Source organism: Actinoplanes italicus (genome assembly GCF_003001815.1).
Classification (GTDB): Bacteria; Actinomycetota; Actinomycetes; order Mycobacteriales; family Micromonosporaceae; genus Actinoplanes; species Actinoplanes italicus.
The window spans coordinates 458,069-478,200 of sequence record NZ_PVMZ01000003.1 but is presented as its reverse complement, the minus strand read 5'-3'; the positions used below and the strand labels follow the sequence as shown (position 1 = coordinate 478,200).

At 71.1% G+C, this 20,132-nt stretch carries 22 protein-coding genes; 8 read left to right on the top strand and 14 right to left on the bottom strand.

What is annotated here, in order from left to right:
- The first annotated feature begins 38 nt into the window (after positions 1–38).
- The gene (locus tag CLV67_RS10150) at positions 39–689 is read left to right on the top strand and encodes a TetR/AcrR family transcriptional regulator (RefSeq protein ID WP_106316918.1); all 651 of its coding nucleotides are present in this window, start codon (positions 39–41) and stop codon (positions 687–689) included.
- Here the strand turns inward: CLV67_RS10150 and CLV67_RS10145 are convergent.
- Together CLV67_RS10145 and CLV67_RS10140 are read right to left on the bottom strand one after the other, a co-directional pair.
- Positions 670–1,164, bottom strand: a complete 495-nt coding sequence (locus CLV67_RS10145) for a polyadenylate-specific 3'-exoribonuclease AS (protein ID WP_106316917.1) — start codon at positions 1,162–1,164, stop codon at positions 670–672. The two genes, CLV67_RS10150 and CLV67_RS10145, sit on opposite strands and share 20 nt — an antisense overlap.
- Before the next feature lie 22 nt (positions 1,165–1,186).
- A complete protein-coding gene (locus tag CLV67_RS10140; protein ID WP_106316916.1) occupies positions 1,187–2,041 on the bottom strand; it encodes a phosphotransferase enzyme family protein in 855 nt (284 codons plus the stop codon).
- A gap of 248 nt (positions 2,042–2,289) precedes the next feature.
- On the opposite strand from CLV67_RS10140, the gene CLV67_RS10135 reads away from it, so the two are divergent.
- The gene (locus CLV67_RS10135) at positions 2,290–2,967 is read left to right on the top strand and encodes a Crp/Fnr family transcriptional regulator (protein WP_373873154.1); all 678 of its coding nucleotides are present in this window, start codon (positions 2,290–2,292) and stop codon (positions 2,965–2,967) included.
- On the opposite strand, the gene CLV67_RS10130 is transcribed toward CLV67_RS10135, so the two are convergent.
- Positions 2,964–3,638: a lysophospholipid acyltransferase family protein gene (locus CLV67_RS10130; protein ID WP_106316914.1), complete on the bottom strand. Its 675-nt coding sequence runs from the start codon at positions 3,636–3,638 to the stop codon at positions 2,964–2,966. The two genes, CLV67_RS10135 and CLV67_RS10130, sit on opposite strands and share 4 nt — an antisense overlap.
- A gap of 142 nt (positions 3,639–3,780) precedes the next feature.
- Here CLV67_RS10130 and CLV67_RS10125 point away from each other — a divergent pair, with 142 nt between their 5' ends.
- Complete coding sequence (locus CLV67_RS10125; protein ID WP_106316913.1) at positions 3,781–4,578, top strand: hypothetical protein; 798 nt, start codon at positions 3,781–3,783, stop codon at positions 4,576–4,578.
- 34 nt (positions 4,579–4,612) lie between these two features.
- Complete coding sequence (locus CLV67_RS10120) at positions 4,613–6,073, top strand: alpha,alpha-trehalose-phosphate synthase (UDP-forming) (protein WP_106316912.1); 1,461 nt, start codon at positions 4,613–4,615, stop codon at positions 6,071–6,073.
- On the opposite strand, the gene CLV67_RS10115 is transcribed toward CLV67_RS10120, so the two are convergent.
- From CLV67_RS10115 to CLV67_RS10090, 6 genes are read right to left on the bottom strand one after another with little or no spacing between them, the layout of a single operon-like run.
- Positions 6,062–6,832, bottom strand: coding sequence for an alpha/beta hydrolase (locus CLV67_RS10115; protein ID WP_106316911.1), 771 nt, complete (start codon positions 6,830–6,832; stop codon positions 6,062–6,064). The genes CLV67_RS10120 and CLV67_RS10115 overlap by 12 nt on opposite strands.
- Positions 6,829–8,148: a flavin-containing monooxygenase gene (locus CLV67_RS10110; protein ID WP_106316910.1), complete on the bottom strand. Its 1,320-nt coding sequence runs from the start codon at positions 8,146–8,148 to the stop codon at positions 6,829–6,831. Before CLV67_RS10110 ends, CLV67_RS10115 begins: the two co-directional genes overlap by 4 nt.
- Before the next feature lie 25 nt (positions 8,149–8,173).
- Complete coding sequence (locus tag CLV67_RS10105) at positions 8,174–8,851, bottom strand: endonuclease/exonuclease/phosphatase family protein (protein WP_106316909.1); 678 nt, start codon at positions 8,849–8,851, stop codon at positions 8,174–8,176.
- 11 nt (positions 8,852–8,862) lie between these two features.
- A complete protein-coding gene (locus CLV67_RS10100; protein WP_106316908.1) occupies positions 8,863–9,810 on the bottom strand; it encodes an ROK family glucokinase in 948 nt (315 codons plus the stop codon).
- 25 nt (positions 9,811–9,835) lie between these two features.
- Entirely contained in the window at positions 9,836–10,693 is an 858-nt protein-coding gene (locus CLV67_RS10095; protein WP_106316907.1) for a hypothetical protein, read from the bottom strand.
- A 24-nt stretch (positions 10,694–10,717) separates the two neighbouring features.
- The gene (locus tag CLV67_RS10090; protein ID WP_106316906.1) at positions 10,718–11,170 is read right to left on the bottom strand and encodes an SRPBCC family protein; all 453 of its coding nucleotides are present in this window, start codon (positions 11,168–11,170) and stop codon (positions 10,718–10,720) included.
- A gap of 93 nt (positions 11,171–11,263) precedes the next feature.
- Between CLV67_RS10090 and CLV67_RS10085 the strand changes: the two genes are divergently transcribed.
- Both CLV67_RS10085 and CLV67_RS10080 read left to right on the top strand, forming a co-directional pair.
- On the top strand, positions 11,264–12,940 hold the full coding sequence (locus CLV67_RS10085; protein ID WP_373873151.1) for a GAF domain-containing sensor histidine kinase: 1,677 nt from the start codon (positions 11,264–11,266) through the stop codon (positions 12,938–12,940).
- Between the two features lie 7 nt (positions 12,941–12,947).
- Entirely contained in the window at positions 12,948–13,616 is a 669-nt protein-coding gene (locus CLV67_RS10080) for a response regulator transcription factor (protein WP_014688640.1), read from the top strand.
- A 5-nt stretch (positions 13,617–13,621) separates the two neighbouring features.
- On the opposite strand, the gene CLV67_RS10075 is transcribed toward CLV67_RS10080, so the two are convergent.
- Positions 13,622–14,044, bottom strand: a complete 423-nt coding sequence (locus CLV67_RS10075) for a DUF4395 domain-containing protein (RefSeq protein ID WP_106316904.1) — start codon at positions 14,042–14,044, stop codon at positions 13,622–13,624.
- 7 nt (positions 14,045–14,051) lie between these two features.
- On the bottom strand, positions 14,052–14,546 hold the full coding sequence (locus tag CLV67_RS10070; RefSeq protein WP_106316903.1) for a MarR family winged helix-turn-helix transcriptional regulator: 495 nt from the start codon (positions 14,544–14,546) through the stop codon (positions 14,052–14,054).
- A gap of 69 nt (positions 14,547–14,615) precedes the next feature.
- Here CLV67_RS10070 and CLV67_RS10065 point away from each other — a divergent pair, with 69 nt between their 5' ends.
- A complete protein-coding gene (locus tag CLV67_RS10065; protein ID WP_106316902.1) occupies positions 14,616–15,902 on the top strand; it encodes an MFS transporter in 1,287 nt (428 codons plus the stop codon).
- A 403-nt stretch (positions 15,903–16,305) separates the two neighbouring features.
- Here CLV67_RS10065 and CLV67_RS10060 read toward each other — a convergent pair whose 3' ends face one another.
- Entirely contained in the window at positions 16,306–16,764 is a 459-nt protein-coding gene (locus tag CLV67_RS10060; protein WP_106316901.1) for a TlpA family protein disulfide reductase, read from the bottom strand.
- Positions 16,765–16,984: 220 nt separating this feature from the next.
- On the opposite strand from CLV67_RS10060, the gene CLV67_RS10055 reads away from it, so the two are divergent.
- Positions 16,985–17,518 carry a DUF4240 domain-containing protein gene (locus CLV67_RS10055; protein WP_106316900.1) on the top strand — a complete coding sequence of 178 codons (534 nt, stop codon included), beginning with the start codon at positions 16,985–16,987 and terminating at the stop codon, positions 17,516–17,518.
- Positions 17,519–17,521: 3 nt separating this feature from the next.
- Here CLV67_RS10055 and CLV67_RS51780 read toward each other — a convergent pair whose 3' ends face one another.
- Complete coding sequence (locus tag CLV67_RS51780) at positions 17,522–17,680, bottom strand: hypothetical protein (protein ID WP_170153775.1); 159 nt, start codon at positions 17,678–17,680, stop codon at positions 17,522–17,524.
- Positions 17,681–18,920: 1,240 nt separating this feature from the next.
- Positions 18,921–20,048, bottom strand: a complete 1,128-nt coding sequence (locus CLV67_RS10050) for a glycosyltransferase family 4 protein (RefSeq protein WP_106316899.1) — start codon at positions 20,046–20,048, stop codon at positions 18,921–18,923.
- Between the last annotated feature and the right edge of the window lie 84 nt (positions 20,049–20,132).

Here is a 20,132-nt window from a genome sequence, read left to right as displayed (position 1 = left end):
TTGAGGAGTTACCTCCGCTTAGTTGTAGGCTTGGCCACATGCCCCTCCGGCGCGACGCGCAACGCAACCGGGAACGGATCCTCGATGCGGCCCGCGAGGTCTTCGCCGCCCGCGGGTTCGCCGCCACCCTCGACGACGTGGCCCACCACGCCGGGGTCGGGATCGGCACGGTCTACCGGCGCTTCCCCACCAAGGAGGAGCTGATCGAGGCGGTCTTCACCGATCGGCTGGAGGATCTGGTCACGCTGGCCGAGGAGGCCCTCACCGCCGAGCCGGCGTGGGAGGGCCTGACCGGCTTCCTGCGCACCTCGGCGCGCTGGCACGCGGCCGACCGCGGGCTCCGCGACGCCGCGCTGAGCATGGACGAGGACCATTTCAAGAAGGCCGGCGAGCAGATCGTGCCGCTGCTCGAGCAGCTGATGGAGCGAGCGCACGCCGAGGGCAGTCTGCGGCCGGACGCCGGGTTCCGCGACTTCCCGATCATCATGGCGATGGTGACCGAAATGGCGCAGCACAGCGCGGGGTGCCGGCCGGGTCTCTACGAGCGCTATCTCGAGATGATGATCGACGGTCTGCGCGCCCGGCCGGACAACGGCGAGCTCGGCCTCGCGCCCACCGAGACCGACATCAAGGCCGTCATGCGCGAGTGCGTGCCCGCGATGAAGCCGGTCAGGCCTTCGCGGTCATAGCGTTCCACCGGGCCAGGTTGTGCCGGGCGTCGACGAGGGCGTCGTGCCGGCCGGCCATCTCCGGCAGGTGCGGGCGACCCAGGTCGTCCCAGCGCTGGCGCAGGTCCTTGGTGAACCGCGGGATCTCCCGGGGCAGGGCCGGCATCGCGCCCCACAGCTGGGCGAGCGCCACATGGTCGTACGCCGCGTACCAGGCCCAGAGCTCCATCTGCTCGCCCCGGCCACGGATCGGCTCGGTCAGGAACTCGTACAGGTCCTCGCGGATCCGTTCCCGGCTGCGCCAGGCCTTGTCGGACGGCGAGGGCAGCTTGTCGAGGACGTTGCGGCGCACCCAGGGAACGGCACGGGTGTCGTCGAACTCGGTGCTGACCGCGTAGAACTCGCGGCCGAACTCGTCGACGACACCGATCGAGACCAGATCGACGATCCGGCCGTCCTCGATGAACTCACAGTCGTAGAAATAGCGGTATGGCATCGTGGCCCATCCTCGCCCATCGTCATCCGGGCATGGACCCCAGGGCCTCTCTCGCGGCGCCGAGGGCCACCGGGCACCCGAAGCGGGCCGCCCGGACGGCCTGGACCGCCCAGCGCAGCCGCAGCAGCACGGGCAGGGCCGCGTCCATCTCGTCGGCGCCGACCGGCCCGGCCGCGAGGTAGCCGTCCAGCAGCTCGCCGGCGTGCTCCGGGCCCCCGGCGTAGGCGACGGCGGCGGCCACGTCGTAGACCAGCGGACCGGTGCCGCTCGCCCCGCAGAACAGCAGCCCCGACCGCCCGGTCGACGCGTCCAGCACGAAGATCTCCGGTGACGGGTCGCCGTGCAGGACCCCGTAGCTGAGGCGGTCGGTCACGGCCAGCCGGGTCGCCGCGGACACCGCGGCGGTCACCGTCTCGCGGAGCCAGGGCTCCGCGTCGAGATGCGCGGCGTCGGCCTCCAGCAGCTGCCACGGGCGCAGGCCGGCATGCCGGAAATGCTGAAGACACCGATGTACGGCCCCCAGGCGCTCACCCCACCACTGCTGATCGACGGGGTCGCGCCCGTCCAGGCGGCGGCCGGGGAGGCGGCGCAGCACGGCGAGCACACCGTGCGGGGTGGCCACGGTCAGGGCGCCGCTGAGGGTGCGGACCGGTTCGCCGGCGTCGATCCGGTGTCCGCGCAGGTGGGCGGCGACCGCCAGGCCCGCCTCGACCGACTGGCGCAGGCCGAGGTCGGCGAGCCGGGTCACGTACGTCTCGCCGCCTGCGGAGAACTCCCAGCCGCGCGACATGACGGTCGGCGGCAGAGCGGTCATCTCGGAGGGAACGAGGTGCCACTGGTCGCGCAGGGTGGATCGAAGGAAGTCGTCATCCGGCACCGCGGGATTATCTCGACAGATGCCGCCAATACGACGGACAGACAGGGCGACAGTAACTCAGAGAGATTGACGGTTTACAGAACGCAACCGAAGGGACATGATCGTACGAGGCGCGCGTCGATGTCCGTTTTGAAAATGGCGTTCGAGGCACGCTTCGTGCTAAGAGTGATCGTTCGCGTCGTGGGGCCGGCGCCGTCGGCCGTCGGCGTGTCCTCACCGGGGGAGGGGATAGCGCCGTGGACCATCGCATGCCGGATCCCGGCGACGCGCTCACCGGAGTGGAGATGTTCGCCGGTTTAGAGCCAGAGGTGCGCCAGCGCGTCATCGCCGCAGCCGTCCCACGCCACTACCGCAAGGGGCAGATCCTCTTCGTCGAACACGACCCCGGCGACTCGCTGATCATCATGAAGCGGGGCGCCGTCGCCGTTTTCCGGACCGCGCCGACCGGCGAGCGCGCCGTCCTCACCGTGGTCCGCCCGCCCGACGTGCTCGGCGAGGTGTCCCTGCTGGACGCCTCTACCCGAAGCGCCTCCGCCGAGGCCATCGAGGACTCGCAGGCGCTGTCGCTGTCCCGGGTCGCCTTCATGGAGCTCGTCCACTCGAACCCGCGCATCCTGGACGCGGTCATGCGCTCGGTCGGCGGCCTGATCCGCCGGCTCACCGAGCAGAACGCCGACCACGTCTTCCTCGACCTGCCCGGCCGGGTGGCCAAGACCCTGGTCCGGCTCTCCGGCGAGAGCCAGGCGCCGATGATCACCATCGAGCTCAACCAGAGTCAGCTCGCCGAGATGGCCGGCGGCTCACGGCAGAGCGTTAACCAGGCGATCGGCTCTTTCGCGAGCCGTGGCTGGCTGCGGACCGAGGGCCGGCGCATCGTCGTCACCGATGTGCAGGCCCTGCGTCGTCGTGCCGGGATGACCGGCTAGGCGGCCGTCTTCAACGTCGACGCGTAAACGTCGACGTATTCGCGGCCGGAGAGCGCCATCAGCTCGTACATGATCTCGTCGGTGATGACCCTCTCGACGAACCGGTCGCCGCGCTGCTCGGCGTAACGGGAGAAGTCGAGCGGCTCGCCGATCCTGATCCGGACGCGCTTCACCGTCGGGATCAGCGTGCCGGTCGGCTGGATCTCGTCGGTGTTCAGCAGGGCCACCGGGACCACCGGGGCGCCGCTCTCCAGAGCCAGCCGGGCCACCCCGGTCTTGCCGCGGTAGAGCCGCCCGTCGGGCGAGCGGGTGCCTTCCGGGTAGATGCCGGCGATGTTGCCCTCCCGGAGGACCCGAAGGAGCGTGTCCAGAGCCGCCTGGGCCGCCTCACCCCCCGAACGGTCCACCGGGATCGTCCCCGCGCCGGTGAAGAACATCCGCGAGAACCAGCCCTTGATCCCCTTGCCGGTGAAGTATTCGGCCTTGGCGACGAAGGTCACTTTCCGCCGCATGATCAGCGGTGTGAAGATCGAGTCGGAGAAGGAAAGGTGGTTGCAGGCGAGGATCACCGGACCGGACCGGGGCACATTCTTCAGGCCCTCCACCTTGGGGCGGAAGACCAGTCTCAGCACCGGCCCGAGGACCACCAACTTCAGCAGCCAGTAGAACACTGACGTCCTTTCATCGGATGCCACCGTGCGTCCGGGGCGAGTGGAAGCGTACGAAGCGGGGGCGGCGCGTCACAACGCACTCCCGCAACGGGTGCCTGCCGTGTCACCATTCAAGGCACGGTCGGCAAGGGGGTGTGCATCGGTGACAGCGGGTGGCGCCCGTCGTGGGCGGCGCGACAACGGGCTCGACGCCGCCGACTACGCGGCGGCGGGAGATGTGGATCCACGGATCGGCGAGCATCTGCTCGACGTTCTCGCAGCCGGTGGGATCGCGGCTTACCTTCAGCCGACGGCGGATCTCAACCCGATCCTGCGTGCGACGACCCTGCCCGCGCGGCCGACCGATCGGCTCTTCGTGGATCGCACGCATCTGGAGACCGCCAAGGAGCACCTGGAGAAGGTGACCGGCGGCGCACCGCCCACTCCCCCGGCCCCGCCGGCACCCGAGCCGAAACCACAGGCCGAGGTGGACGAGGAGTGGGCCAAGATCATCGCGGGCTTCCACACCACGGTCGACACTCCGACCACGCCGTGGCCGGCCGCCGAGGACGATCCCGGCCCGCCGCCACCACCGGCCCGCCCGGTGACCGAGGAGGGCACGCCGCACAACCGGCGGCGCACCGACCCCAAGGACGAGCCGTCGATCCTCTACGGACTCGACACGTTCGGCGCCGACCTTCCGCCGGACGAGGAGGACGAGGAGCGGTATGTCCCACCGCCGCCCCCGCCACTACCGCGCATCTCGAAGTACGCGGTGACGGCACTGCTCGGTGTCGCGGTCGGCTTCGTGCTGTTCCTCTTCCCGGAGATCCTCCCGATCGACCCCAACCTGGTCACCGTGCTCGGTTTCGCCGCGATCATCGCGGGCGCGGGCACCCTGGTCTGGCGCCTCCGGTCCGGCGATGACGACGACGAATTCGACGACGGCGCCGTCGTATAGACAGATGTCGGTGTTCAACCGATAACCTACGGTGATGCGTCAGAGTTCGCTCGTCGTCATCGCCAACCGACTGCCGCTGGATGACAGCGCCGCTCCGGACGGGGCCTGCGAGTGGCGCCGCAGCCCAGGAGGCCTGGCCAGCGCACTGCACGCGATCCTGGAACAGACCCCGGCCACCTGGGTCGGCTGGGCCGGCGGGGTCGGCCCGGCGCCGACGCTTCCGGACATCGGCAGCCTGCGGCTACGGCCCGTGTCGCTGACCGAGGAGGAGCTGCGCGGCTACTACGAGGGCTTCGCCAACTCGACCCTGTGGCCGCTCTACCACGACGCCGTGCAGCAGCCGACGTTCGACCGGGGCTGGTGGGAGACCTATCGCACGGTCAACCGGCGGTTCGCCGAGGCCGCCGCCCAGGTCGCCGAGCCGGGCGCGGCCGTCTGGGTGCAGGACTACCACCTGCAGCTCGTCCCCGCGATGCTCCGCGAGCTGCGGCCGGACGTGCTGATCGGCTTCTTCATGCACGTGCCGTTCCCGCCCCCGGAGCTGTACATGCAGCTCCCCCGCCGGGTCGAGCTGCTGCGTGGCATGCTCGGCGCCGACCTGGTCGGCTTCCAGCGTGAACAGGCCGCGCACAACGTCGCCCAGCTCGCCAAGAAGCTGCTCGGTGCGGTCACCACCCGCGACACCATCACGTTCGACGACCGGACGGTACGCACCGGCGCGTTCCCGGTCTCCATCGACGTCACCGAGATGCGGGCGCTGGCCACCCGGCCGGACGTCGTGAGCCAGGCCAAACAGCTGCGGCACAACCTCGGGCAGCCGAAACGGGTGCTGCTCAGCGTCGATCGGCTCGACTGGACCAAGGGGATCGAGCACCGCCTCACCGCGTACAGCGAACTGCTGCGTGACGGCTACGTGAAGGTGCGCGACACCGTCATGGTCCAGGTGGCGGTGCCCAGCCGCGAACGGGTGGAGAGCTATCGGGGTCTGCGCGACCGCATCGAGGGCGAGGTCGGACGGATCAACGGCGAGTTCGGCCGGGTCGGTGAGCCCGCCATCCACTACCTGAATCAGCCGTTCGCCCGGTCCCAGCTGGCCGCGCTCTACCAGACCGCGGACGTCATGGTGGTGACCCCGCTGCGCGACGGGATGAACCTGGTGGCCAAGGAGTTCGTCGCGGCCCGCGAGGACGGCTCCGGCGCGCTGGTGCTCAGCGAGTTCGCCGGCGCGGCCGCCGAGCTGGAGCAGGCCTTCCTGGTCAACCCGCACGACGTGGACGGCCTCAAGGACACCCTGCTGCGTGCCATGGAGGCCGACAGCTCCGACCTGACCGCCCGGATGACCGCGATGCGCCGGCACATCGCCGAGCACGACATCATCGCGTGGGCGCGGGCCTACCTGAGGGCGCTCGATCACACCGGCCGGCTCGCCGACCGGCTGCCGCGGACCGCCCCATCGGCGCGCCGGCGGCCGCCCCGGCAGCGTTCAGCGCGGTAACTCCTTGTCCAGCCAGTCCAGGATCGCGTCGATCGGCTCGGCCCACCCGGTCTCCAGCATCAGGTAGTGGCCCATGCCCGGGAAGAGCAGCGGCGCGCCGCCGTACCGGGCGGCCGCCCGGTCCAGGGCCGGCCGCGGCACCACCCGGTCGTCCGGGCTGCCCACCACGAGCGTGGGCGGCCCGCCGACCGGTGACGGCAGCTCGTCCCGGGCGAGCAGACCGGCCGTCGGGCGGACGCCGATCCGCTCGAGGTGCGCCTTCGCCTCCTCAGCGGGCAGCTCCGGCCCGAAAAGCTGCCGGGCGGAGAACTTGAGCCGTCCACCGAACAAGGCGGGCACCGTGCCGGTGGGGTTGCTTCGCAGGGCCGCCCCCAGCGCCGCCCAGCCGTCCAGCAGCGGGGCCACCAGAACGGCCGCGCGGGCCGGATAACGCCCCAGGGCCCGGGCGACCACCCGGCCGCCGGTCCCGTGGCCGATCAGGACCGTCTGGCGGGGCAGGGCGGCGGCCGTCTGCACCACGTCGTGGGCCTGTGCCCGGAGGTCGCCCCCGGCGCGCGGGGTGACGGCGTGCGCCGGGAAGCCACGGCCCGCGGCGTGCCCGAGCCAGTGCTCGGCGAACGCCCAGGCGCCGTGCCCCAGGCCGGGCACGAACAGCAGCGGCGGCCGGCCGGTGTCGTCCTCGGGCAGCCGGGACACGACCTCCCGTTCCGCCGGCGGAACGGGGTCGGACCAGTCCTCGAAGCGCAGGATCCCGCTCACTTCGCCGTCTCCATATTTTTCAGCAGGCTCTCCACGGCGGTCAGGTAGTCGACGTGGTCGACCTCGAACCAGTGCCGCCGGGTCGGCACCACCTTGCGGCGGGACCAGGACGCCAGCGGGCGCTTCGACTCCTCCCGCTGCACGGCGCCGGCCTTCTCCGGGTCGTCGGCGCGCAGCCGCAGCCAGCGGGCCACCGCGACGCTCTGCCAGTGCGCCAGCGGGAACACCCCGGCGGAGGCCTGCACCAGGCCGATCACGGCGAGCGTCGGGTGCTTGCGGGCGAACGCGTGCAGGTGCAGGTCGGGCCGGCCGTCCTCGTCGATCTCGAGCACCTCCGGCGCGAGGAAGTCGAAGCGGGGCCGGTATCCGGTCGCGGTGATCACCAGCTCCGGTTCGATCCGGCTGCCGTCGGCGAGTTCCACGGAGGCGCCGTCGTAGCGGGTCACGTCCGGCACCGCCTCGATGCGGCCGTGCCCCAGGTAGTGCGGCAGCAGCCCGTTGACGATCGGGTGGCTCTCCAGCGGGGCATGGTCGGGCGCGGGGACACCCCAGCGGGTCAGGTCGGCGGCGGTCCGGCGCAGGCGGCGGTCACGCAGCCAGGACGGCATCCTGCGGTGGTACGCCTGGTCGGCGGGCCGGTTGCCGAGGTACTTCGGGAAGTACCAGTAGCCGCGCCGGGTCGAGTGCCACACCCGGCCGGCGTGCTGTGCGGCCTCGACCGCCAGATCACAGCCGGTGTTGCCGCCGCCGATCACCAGCACCTTCCGGCCGCGCAGGCGGGACGGCTCCTTGTACGCGTTCGCGTGGATCACCTGGCCGGCGAAGTCCCCCGGGATCTCGGGGCTGACCGGCGACCAGTTGTGTCCGTTGGCGATCACCACGGCGGCGTAGCGCTGCACCCGCGAGGTGCCGCCGCCGGTGGACTGGATGCTCACGTCCCAGCGGCCGTCGCCGGCCGGCTCGATCGACGTGACCTCCATGCCGTACCAGATGTGCTCGCCCAGCCCGAAGTGCTTCGCGTACCGCTCCAGGTACTCCAGCACCTGGCTGTGATGCGGGTAGTCGGGCCAGGTGTCCGGCATCGGGAAGTCGGGGAACTCGGTGAGCGGCCGTGACGTGACGAGATGGGCTCCGGCGTACACCGGGCTGCGGTCGTGGCGCCAGTTCCAGGCGCCGCCGACGGAGGTCTCGCGCTCGTAGCAGTCCACCGCGAAGCCCTGCTCACGCAGGTTCTTGATGGCGGTCAGGCCGCTGGCGCCGGCGCCGACTACGCAGACGGCGCCACCACGGTCGCCGAGGTCGGGGGAGTCTTGCACCCGGCGATCCTTGCAGACCTCGCGCTTAGGAGGAAGGGAGCAAAAGGTCCGCGACGATCGGTAGATGATCACTCGCCACGCGTGCCCGATCGGTCGAGATGATCTCGTAACGTTCGATGCCCACTCCGGGTGTCACGAACAGTCCGTCGATGCGCCGGCTGGGCACCGAGGCCGGGAAGGTGGGCAGGTCCTCGGACGAGCCGAGCAGCCCGTCCCCCACCGTCCGCCAGGCGCCGCCGCCGGGACCCTCGTTGAGGTCGGCGGCGACCACCACCGGCCCGTCGATCTTGTCCAGCTCGGCCTTCCAGAACGCCGCCTGCTCGGGCCGCTCGGCCGGGTCCGTGGCCAGGTGCGAGCCGGAGACGGTGAACGTCGCCCCGCGCACCGCGCCCTCGGCGAAGACCGCGCCGCGCATGTGCCGGCCCGGCGTGAGCGGGTAGCGCACGCACCAGCTGCGCCGGACCCGGACCCGGAGGTTCACCAGGAGCAGGTTGCCCAGCGACGGCAGCCCACCGGCGGCCACCACGAGCCCGGTCTCGGCGGCGAAGGCCGCGCATTTCTGCCGCCACCGGAAGCGGCGCGGCGCCTCCTGCACGACGAGGACGTCCGGGGCCAGGTCACGGATCAGACCGGCCAGCGCGGCCCGATCGTCCCGCAATCCGTGGACGTTGTAGCTGACCACCCGCAACGGAACCCCGGACATCCCCGGCCACCTCAGGCGCGTCGCGCGAGGTCGGCCGCGCCGGCCACGCCGGCGGCGTTGCCCATCCGGGCGGCGTGCACCTCGGCCACCGGGAACCTGTTCCGGTTGGCCAGCTGATCCCGATACGCCCGCTCGATCGGCCCCATCAGCAGCGGCCCCGCGTCGATCACGCCGCCACCGATCACCATCATCTGCGGGTCGAGGCTCTGTGCCAGGTCGGCGAGCGCCACCCCGAGCCAGTAGCCGACCTGGGCGAAGGCGTCCATCGCCACCCCGTCGCCGGCCCGCGCCGCCTCGGTGATCTGCCGTCCGGTGATCGCCAGCGGGTCACCGCCGGCAAGCGCGAGCAGCTGCGCGGCCCGTTCCGGTTCCTGGCGGGCGGCCGCCCGGCCGAACCGGACCAGGGCGTTGCCGCTCGCGTACTGCTCCAGGCAGCCGAGCCGCCCGCAGCCGCACGGGTGCCCGTCCGGAACCGACTGGATGTGACCAAGCTCGGCGGCGATGCCGTTGGCGCCGCGCCACAGGCCGCCGTTGATCACGATGGCGCCGCCGATGCCGGTGCCCACCGTGATCATCACCATCGAGTCCGCGTGCCGGGCCACCCCGAAGCGGAACTCCGCCCACGCGGCCACGTTCGCGTCGTTCTCCAGCACGGTCGGCAGGCCGGTGGCCTTGCCCACGTAGTCGCGCAGCGGCTCGTCGCGCCAGGCCAGGTTCGGCGCGAAGAGCACGGTCGAGCCGGTGGCGTCGATCCACGCGGCGGCACCGATCCCGATGGCGGTGGCCTGCGGATATTGCGCGATCAGCTCAGCGGCCACCTCGACGATCGTGTCCCGGGTGCCGGCCGGGTCGTCCGCCGGTGTCGGCCGGCGGTTCGACGCGAGCACGTTGCCGTGCTCGTCGACCACGCCACCGGCGACCTTGGTGCCGCCGACGTCGATTCCGATGGTCAGCGTCACGCTGCCCGTCCCCTCTGCAAACAGTTCACACCGCGCCGCCCGGGCGGGCGTCGTCGCCCAGGCCCGGGTCGCGGTCCTCAGGCGCCGAAGCGCCCAGCTCATGATCCACGCTACGGGGCTCGGCCGTGTCGTCTGCGGCCACCTCCGTGGTGGCCATGGCCCAGACGTCGCCCGTCCGGGCTCCCGCGGCGGCCGGCGCCGGAGCGCCACGGTCCGCGGTCCCCGTGGGCCGGGTCGCCCGGGCCTTGGCCGCGGCGACCGCTTTCGCCACCGCCTCCTCGGCGGCGACGGCCCGGGCACGGGCGGCGGCCGCGGCCTCACGGGCGGCCTCGCGGGCGTCGGCAGCGCTGGCCGCCGCCCACGGATCGGTCGTGTCCCCGGGGGACTCCTCCGGCTCGGCGCCGGCTTGCGGCTCCTCCCCCTCGACGCGGGCCGCGGCGGGATGACCGGCATGCTCGGCCGCGGCACCAGTGGCGGCGGAATGATCGGCTCGGGTCGCCGCGGACCAGGCCTGATCGGGAGCGGGCGCGGGCCGCGTGCGCGGGGCGGGCGCTCGCGGAGGCTCGGCGGCCATCGAGGAGAACGCGCGCATCAGCCCGGCGACGCCGCTCGCGATGTCACCGGCGCTGGCGGCGAGCCGCTCGGCGGTCTCCGGACTGGGGTCACGCACCGCGGCGATCGCCTTGCAGACCGGGCAGACGCAGCACTCGGCGCTGCCGGTCGACCAGTCGTCGCGGGTGAGCACGCCGATCAGACCGGCCACGGATTCACCCAGGAGGCCGAATCCGTCCCCGGCGGAGTGGCCGCCGGCCGATGCCGCCGAGGCGCGTGCGAGAACCGCCGCGACCAGCCGTTCGGCCTCTTCCCGAGCTGATCCGGGCATCTCCGCGCTCCCCTCGGCCCGCGGTCAGGCCGCGGGCAGGCTCTCGACCCGGCGCTTGAGCTCCTTCAGCGCCGTATCCATGATCATTTTCTCGGCCTTGCGGCGGAACATCCCGAGCATCCCGATCGCGAGGTCCACCGCAAGGGTGTACGTCACGGAGGTGCTGCCGTCGGCGTTCTCCACCAGGTCGTAGGAGCCCTCCTGGGAACGCTGCGTCTTCGACGGCTCGACCAGGTGCCACTCGATCCGGGAGAGGTCGTCGGCGTACGCGTACTCCAAGGTGTACTCGTCGACCAGGACGGTGGCGTCGATCTGGAAGCGCACCTGAGCGGCGTACCCGTCCTCGTACTCCTCGAGGACCTGCACCTTCTTGATCGACTCGGCCCACTCGGGGTAGTGCGCGAAGTCGCAGATCACCGCAGCCACCCGGGCCAGGGGCGCATGGACCTGAATCGACTGTGTCGAGGTGTCCGCCATGCACGCGAGGCTACCCGCCGGGTACGACGGATCGCGCCACCGGGGCAGCCACGAAACGAGCCGATGTCCGCCCCGGCCGCTACCATCCGTCACGTGCCAGCCCTCGCCAGTGGTCCCGTGCGCATCCGTCCGGCCGAAGCCGCGGCCCGCGTCGTCATGCTCGCGCTGGTCGCCGCCCTGACCTACGCGTTCACCGGCAGTGCCGCCCAGCTCGGCTGGATCGTCCTGCTGGCCGTCGCGGCCGTGCCCTCGTTCCTGGCCCGCGGCCACGCCGTGCTGGCGCCGCTGGGACGGGCCGGTGAGGTCCTGGTGACCTGCCTGGCCGCCGGTTCGGTCGCCGCCGCGGCCGACACCGCCGACCGGGTCACCGGCGGCTTCGGCGCCGAGGCCGTCCTGCCGTACCTCGCCGTGCCTCTGCTCACCGCCGCTCTGCGACGCCGCCAGACCGAGGGCATCGGCCTGCTCGTGCTGTCCGCCGTCACCATGGCGGCCAGTGGCCTCCTCTTCGACACGATGCACGGGGGCTATGCCGCCGTCTGCATCCAGTGGCTGGTCCAGGGCGCGATCATCACGTTCGCCACCGAGACGATGCGGCAGCTGCTCCAGCCGCCCGACCCCACCCCCCAGCCGTACGCGGAGGCCACCCGCCTGCTGACCCAGCTGCGCAGCGTGGCCCGTTCGCTGCCGGGCGCCACGCTCGACCCGGGCGGCATCTCCGAGCACCTGCTGGAGGAGCTGCGCGCGGTCGCGCCCGGCCACCGCGCGGCGGTGCTGTCGGCCAGCGGCGGTGGGCGGCTCGTGGTTCTGGCGCAGACCGGCGCCGAGCGGGTCGACTGGGAGACCACCCTCGACGCCGACTCCGGCATCGCCGACGCCTGGGCCACCCAGCAGCCGCAGACCGCGAGCCGCTCGCAGGCCCGCAGCCACCCGGGCGGCGACGTCTCCTCGCTGGTCGTGCCGCTGGTCGCCGGGGTGCGCACGATCGGGCTCGTCATCCTGGAGACGGACGCCTCCGGGGCGTACCCCTCCTCGGTGGTCCAATCGGTGACCGAGGTGACCGGCCCGGCCTCGCTGCGGCTGGAGGCCGCCCTGCTCTTCGACGACGTGCGCTCGCTCGCCACCAACGAGGAGCGCCAGCGCCTGGCCCGGGAGATCCACGACGGGGTCGCGCAGGAGCTGGTGATGGTCGGCTACGGCATCGACAACGCGCAGGCCACGCTGCCGGAGGGGGCCGAGGAGACCGCCGAGGAGCTGCGCACACTGCGCGCCGAGGTGACCCGGGTGATCACCGAGCTGCGGCTGAGCCTGTTCGAGCTGCGCTCCGAGGTCGACCGCAACGGCGGCCTCGCGGCGGCCATCGCCGAGTACGCGCGGACCCTCGGCACCAGCGCCGGCCTGCGAGTGCACTTCACGTTCGACGAGTCGACCGCGCGGCTGCCCGCCGCGACCGAGGCCGAACTGCTCCGGATCGCCCAGGAGGCGATCACCAACGCGCGCAAGCACGCGGGCGCCTCGAATCTGTGGGTCACCTGCACCGTCGACCCCCCGTACGCGGAGATCGAGGTGTCCGACGACGGCAAGGGGTTCGCGGACACGCGCCCCGACGGCCGCTACGGTCTTACCATCATGGCGGAACGCGCCGAACGCATCCGCGGTCGTCTCAAGATCACGCCGCGACACCCCAGCGGGACAACCGTCGCTGTAGTGCTCGGAACACCGCCTCGGCGCGATAGCGTGCGGGATAGCGTTTCAGCTCCAGAAGGGGAGTAACCCGAGCATGTCGACCAGTCCTGCGCCGACGACGCGCACCAAGGTCCTCCTTGTCGACGATCACGATCTGATCCGTAAGGGGCTGCGACACGCATTCGAGCGCGACCGGCAGTTCGAGGTCGTCGGCGAGGCAGCCACCGCCGCGGAGGCGGTGCGCCAGGCCGGTGCGCTGCAGCCCGATGTCGTCATCATGGATTTGCGCCTGCCCGACGGCAGCGGCCTGGAGGCGACCCGCGCCCTGCGGAAGAACAACGCCAACATGGGCATCGTGGTCCTCACCATGTATGCGGGCGACGACCAGCTCTTCGGCGCTCTCGAGGCCGGGGCCAGCGCGTTCGTGCCCAAGACGGCTCCGGCCGACGAGGTCGTGGCGGCCGCCCGGCACGCCGCGTCGGCACCCAGCGCCTTCACCGCGGCCGATCTGGCCGAGGCCATGAAACGGCGTCTCGCCCCGTCCGGCCCGCAGCTCTCGCCGCGTGAGGGTCAGGTGCTGCGCCTGCTGGCCGACGGCATGAGCGTCGCCGGCATCGCCAAGCAGCTGTTCGTCTCCGAGTCGACGGCGAAGACCCACATCTCGAAGCTCTACGAGAAGCTGGGTGCCGCGAACCGGGCGCAGGCGCTCATGACCGCGCTGCGACTGGGCCTGCTCGAAGCACCCGACGCGCCTAAGTTCTAGACAATTCAGACAGATTCGGCGTTTCTGTATTTCAGACGCCGAATCAGGATATAAGCCTCGCAGCCGAGGCAGAGCCCGAAGGCTGCGTTGAGAAACGCGGCCAGCAGACCCAAAGCGGCCGCGACGACTCCTGCCGCCGTCACCCCGCTCAGATAGCCGAGCGCGGAGACGGCCAGGAAGGTGAACCCGACGAGCTGGGCGAAACGCACCGGCGCGGCGGGTTCCCGTTCGGCCGGCGGCCCCAGCCTGGGCAGGATCACTGCCCGGAAGATCAGCGAATAGGGGCCCCGGCGGGGATTCCATGCCGCGACGGCGAAGACGACGGCCTGCGCGAGCGCGAGCCAGCCGGAGCCGGTGACCAGCACGAGCGTGATGACGACGGTCGTGAGCGCGGCGGCGAAACGCTGGCCGCGGGGATCGAGTTCCATAGACCCATTATTCCTCCAGGGAAAGTAGGACTTTCCGCAGGAGGTCGTTGAGCTGCCGCAACTCCTCCATGTTCAGTCCGTGCAGGGCGCGCTGGTCGACAGCCATGCCCTTGAAGATGTATTTGCTCCAAATGTCCCGCCCCTCCTGAGTGGGCCGGACCAGCACCCGGCGCCGATCGACGCCGTCCACCTGTCGCGTGATCAGCCCCGCCTCCGCCAGCCGGTCGAGCCGGCTGGTCATCGCCGCGCGGGTCACGTTCGCCGCCTCGGCCAGCTGCGCCGGAGTCGCCTCGGTGGGCCACGGCTGCACCATCAGCACGTGCAGGGTCTTGAAGTCCTGGACCGTGAAGCCCTCCGTGAAGATCGACAGGTCGGCCCGGTCGATCCAGCGCTGAATGTGCTTCATCCGGGTCAGAGCGCCCTCGACCTCGGGCGCGAAGGCCGGCTCGTCCTTCCAGAACGTCGCCCACCGGGCCACATGCTGATCCACGCTGTCTTCCATGCGCTCAATTCTGCCATGCTTCTGATTATTAGATTGCCGATAGTTAGACGGTGAACTACTCTCGCCGTCATGACTCGTGATTTCCGCCTGCTCGCCATCGGGCAGGGCCTCTCCTGGCTCGGCAACGCGTTCCAGACCGTCGCCCTCGCCGTCGCCGTGATCGCCACCGGCGGAGGCGCGGGCGACCTGGGCCTCGTCATGGCGACGAACATCCTCACGCTCCTGGCCGGCACTCTCTTCGGCGGCGTCTGGGCCGACCGGCTCCAACCCCAGCGGGTCATGGTCGCCTCGGACCTGATCCGCTTCGCCGCCACCGCCGGCATCGCCGCCATGTTCGCCACGGGCGGCTACCACCTGGCCGGCCTCTGCGCCCTCACCGTCGTCTCGGCCGGCGCCGGCAGCTTCTTCAGCCCGGCGATGAGCTCCCTCAAGCCGCTCCTGGTCCCGGCCGAGGAGCGCCAGAAGGCCAACGCCACCCTCAGCCTGCTGCAGTCCGCGTGCGGCGTCGCCGGTCCGGCCACGGCCGGCATCACCGTCGCGGCCTTCGGCGCGCCGGCCGGTTTCACCATCAATGCGGTCAGCTTCCTGGCCTCCCTGGTCGCTGCCGCCATGATTCGGGTACGGGCTCCGCGCGGCCCCCGCTCCCCCATGCTGGCCGAGCTGAACTCCGGCTGGCGGGAGATCCGCAGCCGCGACTGGTTGCTCGCGAACCTGCTCGGCGCCACCACGTACCACATCGCCAACGGCGTGATCCTGGTGCTCGTGCAGGTGGTCGCGATGCAGCGGCTCGGCGGCGCACACGCGATCGGCTGGATCGCCGCGGCCGAGGGCCTGGGCGGAGTGATCGGCTCGGCGATCGGGATGCGGTTCCGGCCGCGCCGCCTGCTCCTTGCCGGCCTGCTGGCCCTGCCGCTGATGTCGGTGTGGGCGTTCGCGTACGTCTGGCCCGGCACCCTGGCCGCCATCATGATCGGCGCCGTGATCGGCTACGCCGGCCTGCTCTTCTACGACGTAGCCTGGGACACCTCGCTGCAGGAGAACGTGCCGCACCGGGCGCTGGGCCGGGTCAGCTCCTGGGACTACCTGGCGTCGTTCCTGGCCATGCCGGTCGGCAACGCCCTGGCCGGGCCGCTGTCCGACCGCTACGGCATCGACCCGGTCCTGACCGTGTGCGCGGCGATCCTGCTCATCGCGGCGGTCGGCATGCTGGCGGTCCCCGGTTCACGGCGCCTGACCCGAACCGGCGAGCCCGCTCCCGACCACGACCCGGCCCCGCTGCCCACCGACCCGGCCCCGACCCCGCTGCCCACCGACCCGATCCCGGCCGCCGCCCTGCCCACCGACCCACGCGGCTGACCCGGGCTGCCCGGCTCCAGGCGGCCGGCCCCCGGCCAATCTCCGCAGCCCGGCCCCGGCGACCCCCACGGCTGCTCCTGGCGACCCCCACGGCTGCCCTGGCACCGCCCCGTGATCGAAGCGGCCGGTGTGGCCCCTCCCTATCCACCCGAGCCGCTGATCGGCCCACCCGTCTATCCGGGCGGTAGACCCGGCCCGCCCCCACCCCAGCCACCGACCAGCCCGCTGCTCCCCCGCGCCGATGACCGCCCGCCCTTCCATCCGAGCGGTCGACCTGCCTGCCGAGCGTCGATGGGCAGGCGGTGACCGGACTCAGTGCTGGACTGATGGTGCCGGGTCGGCGGCGAGCCGGCCTATCGCCGGACGGGCTTCAGCCTGGCTCAGTGCTGCGGAGCAGCCCGGCTCAGCGCTGGGCGGGCAGCAGCTCCGCCAGGGCGGCGATCAGGTGTGGCTTGGTAGGCACTCCGGTCGCGCGGCGGATCTCGCGGCCCTGGGCGTCCAGGATCAACAGGGTCGGGGTCCGCCAGATGTTCAGTTCACGGACCTCGTCGAGGTGGCTCTCCGCGTCCACCTCGACGTGCCGGACGCCCGGTAGCAGGGCCGCGACCTCGGCGCTGACCCGGCGCACTGCCCGGCACGGTGCACAGAAGGCCGTGGAGAACTGCAGCAGCGTGACCGGGGCCGCTTCCACTCCGAGTTTCGCGAGAAGGGCCGGCTCCAGCCGTACGCCGTCAGTCATCCCTTGATCTTGGCTCTTGACCGCCGAACCCGCCAGCCGCCCGTCGTGGCGGCGCCGCCAGAGCCCGAACACCATGCCCGCGACCAGCACCGTCGCCACCGCGACCAATCCCACTGGATCCATGGGTCGACTGTGACATGCGGCCCCGCCGAACGGTAGACCTCGGCCCGCAGCACGAGCAACCACGCAGACGGGCCACCGGCCGCCAGTCGCGGCCCCTCGACGACGGGCCATGATCTCGGATCCACCCCTTTGGAGCACGAGCCGACACCGGTCTGCGTGTTCTCTTCCGCCAGACGTCGTCGTTCTCTTTTTGTCAGACCCCGCTGTTACGTTCCCGGTCATGACCACCGACGCACCCGGCGCGAAGATCCCCATCCCGGCCGACGAGGACCGTTTCTGGCAGCTGATCGAGTCCGCCTGGGCCGAGCTGGGCCCGGAGCCAGCCGAGATCCGGCACCACCTCGTCAACCGCACGCCGGACGCGGACGAGGAGTCCCTCTACGCCCTCGACGCGTGGCTCGACAAGTTCACCGAGCGGCTCCGAGCGGCCAGCATCGATCTGTCCGCGGCCGAACTGACCGCTCTCGACAGTGTCCTCGAGCGGAAGCTCTACGACATCGACCGCGAGGACATCCACGAGTTCACCGACGGGTCGGACGACGGCTTCCTGTATGCGCGAGGCTTCATCGTGGCCGCGGGCCGCGTGTTCTATGAGGCGGTCATGGCTGACCCCGCAAAGGCGATCATGGACGCTGAGTGCGAGGAGATGTGCTACTTCTTCGCCCACCTGCACAACGATCGTTTCGGTGCCTACCCGAAGACCGGCTCCACCATCAGCCGTGAAAGCCACAGCAACCCAGCCGGCTGGCAGTAAGAATCAGCCGGCCAGAGCCGGCAGCGCGCCCGCCGCGTCGGCCTCGGCGGACATCAACGCGTCAGCAAACGCCTTGACCAGGGACTTCAGCACATCAGGGCTCGCCGATTCCAAATGCGTGTCCAGCAAACCGGCCAGGTCCAGACTCTCTTGTGCGGCCATCGCAGGTCTCTCCTTCTGATCTAGGCAATCCGAAGGATCTCCGGTGGCCGCCTCTTTAATCCCGAAAAGTCCAGATCATACACCACTTCGATGGACGCGACCCGCGACTGCCCGCTGAACGCGACTGCCCGCTGAACGCGACTTCTCGCTGAACGCGACTTTCCGCTGAACGCGACTTCTCGCTGAACGCGACTTCTCGCTGAACGCGACTTCTCGCTGAACGCGACTTCTCGCTGAACGCGACTTCTCGCTCGGAGGTCGCGTCGCAGGCCGCTCTCGCGGAGTCCGGTTTGTCACCGTACCTTCGGCGTTTACCTACCCCGGATTCCTCTGCGCCTCGAAGTGGACGGCGGCCCCGTTCCCTCGATGTCTTCTACCTTTGCGTCGCCACATTTCTTCCAGCGGCAGGTGGGCACAGGAGCTGACCGTCAACATGCGCTGCTGACGGGCGGCTGGACGTATGTCGCCCGACTCCGGGTGGACGCGCGCCAGCAGGCCGCGGTCATCAGTCTCACGACCAGAACCCACCGACCTCGTGCGGTTGCACCTAATCGACAGGCTTCAATCTCAACGTTCGCAAAGGCGAACGGCCCGACCAGCGGCGATCTTGTGAGCTTGCGCCCCGCGAGCAACCCCAACATCACAAGATCGGTGAAAGGCAGGGGCAAACGACAGCCCGCCACAACACCTCACCAACCTCCCGGCAATCTTGTGAGATAGCGCCCCGCCAGCAACCCCAACATCACAAGATCGCGCGGGTAGGTGTCGATACTCGCCGCGGATGCGTCGTGATCGCCTTGGTGGTGGGAACAACGGGCCGGAGGCAGGCAGCGCCACCCGCGACAGGCCGCGCACGCAAATGTCGGGCGAGGGGAGATGGGGCGGCCGGTAAGGGGCGGCGAGGAGATGGGTGGCACGTAACGGGGCGGCTTGGATATCGGGCAATGAAATGGGACGCGCGGAAACAGGGACGCGAACCGAGGCCCGGCCAACAGACGGGACGCCAAAAGACGAGGACGCCGAGCGAAGCACGGACAAGAGACGAGACACCAGAAGACAAGAACGCCAAAGAAAGCACGGACAAGAGACGAAACGCCGAAAGACAAGGACGCCGAACGGAGCACGGACAAGAGACGAGACGCCAAGAGACAAGGACGCCGAACGAAGCACGGACAAGAGACGAAACGCCAGAAGACAAGGACGCGAAACGACGCCCGAGCCGGAGACGGGACGTGGTGGGTCAGAGGCTGGCCAGCAGGGTGGTCAGGCGGGCGGCCTGGGTCTCCCAGCGCCACTCCCGCTCGACCCATGCACGGCCCGCCTCGCCCATCGCCTTCGCCTTGAGGGGGTCGCCGAGCAGTTCGGCCGTGCGGGCGGCGATGGCCGGCACGTCGGAACCGCCGACCACGTAGCCGGTCTCGCCGTCGCGGACGGCGTCGGGGGCTCCACCGGAGTCGCCGCCGATGACGGGCAGGCCGGTCGCCGAGGCTTCCAGGTAGACGATGCCCAGGCCTTCGACGTCGAGGCCGGCGGCGCGGGTGCGGCAGGGCATGGCGTAGACGTCACCGGCCGCGTAGTGGTCGGGTAGTTCGGCCCACGGGACCGAACCGGTGAAGACCACGTCGGACTCGACGCCGTTCTCGCGGGCCAGCCGTTCCAGGGTCTTGCGGTACGGGCCGCCGCTGACCAGCAGCAATGCCGCCCCGGGGACTCGTCGGCGGATCTCGGGCAGCGCGCGGATCAGCATGTCCTGGCCCTTGCGCGGCACCAGCCGGGAGACGCAGACGACTACCGGACGGTCGCTCAGGCCGTGGCGTCTGCGGACAGCGGAGCCGTCGACACCGGGGTGGAACTTGTCGACGTCGACTCCGGGGGCCAGCCGCCGCAGATCGGTCAGGCCGTGCAGTGCCTTGTCCAGTCGGGTGTGCTGGTACTCGCCGAGGTAGGTGATGACGTCGTTGCCGCGGGCGATGCGTCGGAGCAGGCCGCGGGCGCCGGGCAGCGCGGCCCAGCCGATCTCGTGCCCGTGGGTGATGCCGACGGCCCGCCGGATGCCGGAGCTGCGGCGCAAGCCGTGGGCCAGCAGGCCGAGCGGGGCTGCGGCACCGAAGAGGACGCTGTCGCAGTCGTGGGCTCGGGCCAGTTCGGCGGCTCGGCGGGCGACGGCCGGGGTGGGCAGCAGGATGCCGGTGTTCTCGCGGACCACCTCGAACGGCTGCTCGGCATCGAACTCGGCGGCTCCGCGCCAGGTCGACGAGTAGACGACGATCGAACCGGCGGGCTGACGCACCGCCAGGTTGTGCACGAACTGCTGGATGCCGCCGGGCCGTGGCGGGAAATCGTTCGTGACGAGCAGCGTGCGGGCCATCAGCGAACACCCCCGACCGAGCCGGAAGCGGCAGCAACCGGGCCCGCGGGCAGAAGGCCGGACACGACAGGGACCGGGCCGGAC

Bases quoted from the DNA above. Each gene is read 5' to 3' on its own strand.
- CLV67_RS10150 (WP_106316918.1), top strand. From the start codon at position 39: ATGCCCCTCCGGCGCGACGCGCAACGCAACCGGGAACGGATCCTCGAT.
- CLV67_RS10145 (WP_106316917.1), bottom strand. From the start codon at position 1,164: ATGCCATACCGCTATTTCTACGACTGTGAGTTCATCGAGGACGGCCGG.
- CLV67_RS10135 (WP_373873154.1), top strand. From the start codon at position 2,290: ATGCCGGATCCCGGCGACGCGCTCACCGGAGTGGAGATGTTCGCCGGT.
- CLV67_RS10120 (WP_106316912.1), top strand. From the start codon at position 4,613: ATGCGTCAGAGTTCGCTCGTCGTCATCGCCAACCGACTGCCGCTGGAT.
- CLV67_RS10105 (WP_106316909.1), bottom strand. From the start codon at position 8,851: ATGTCCGGGGTTCCGTTGCGGGTGGTCAGCTACAACGTCCACGGATTG.
- CLV67_RS10095 (WP_106316907.1), bottom strand. From the start codon at position 10,693: ATGCCCGGATCAGCTCGGGAAGAGGCCGAACGGCTGGTCGCGGCGGTT.
- CLV67_RS10090 (WP_106316906.1), bottom strand. From the start codon at position 11,170: ATGGCGGACACCTCGACACAGTCGATTCAGGTCCATGCGCCCCTGGCC.
- CLV67_RS10080 (WP_014688640.1), top strand. From the start codon at position 12,948: ATGTCGACCAGTCCTGCGCCGACGACGCGCACCAAGGTCCTCCTTGTC.
- CLV67_RS10075 (WP_106316904.1), bottom strand. From the start codon at position 14,044: ATGGAACTCGATCCCCGCGGCCAGCGTTTCGCCGCCGCGCTCACGACC.
- CLV67_RS10070 (WP_106316903.1), bottom strand. From the start codon at position 14,546: ATGGAAGACAGCGTGGATCAGCATGTGGCCCGGTGGGCGACGTTCTGG.
- CLV67_RS10065 (WP_106316902.1), top strand. From the start codon at position 14,616: ATGACTCGTGATTTCCGCCTGCTCGCCATCGGGCAGGGCCTCTCCTGG.
- CLV67_RS10060 (WP_106316901.1), bottom strand. From the start codon at position 16,764: ATGGATCCAGTGGGATTGGTCGCGGTGGCGACGGTGCTGGTCGCGGGC.
- CLV67_RS10055 (WP_106316900.1), top strand. From the start codon at position 16,985: ATGACCACCGACGCACCCGGCGCGAAGATCCCCATCCCGGCCGACGAG.
- CLV67_RS51780 (WP_170153775.1), bottom strand. From the start codon at position 17,680: ATGGCCGCACAAGAGAGTCTGGACCTGGCCGGTTTGCTGGACACGCAT.
- CLV67_RS10050 (WP_106316899.1), bottom strand. From the start codon at position 20,048: ATGGCCCGCACGCTGCTCGTCACGAACGATTTCCCGCCACGGCCCGGC.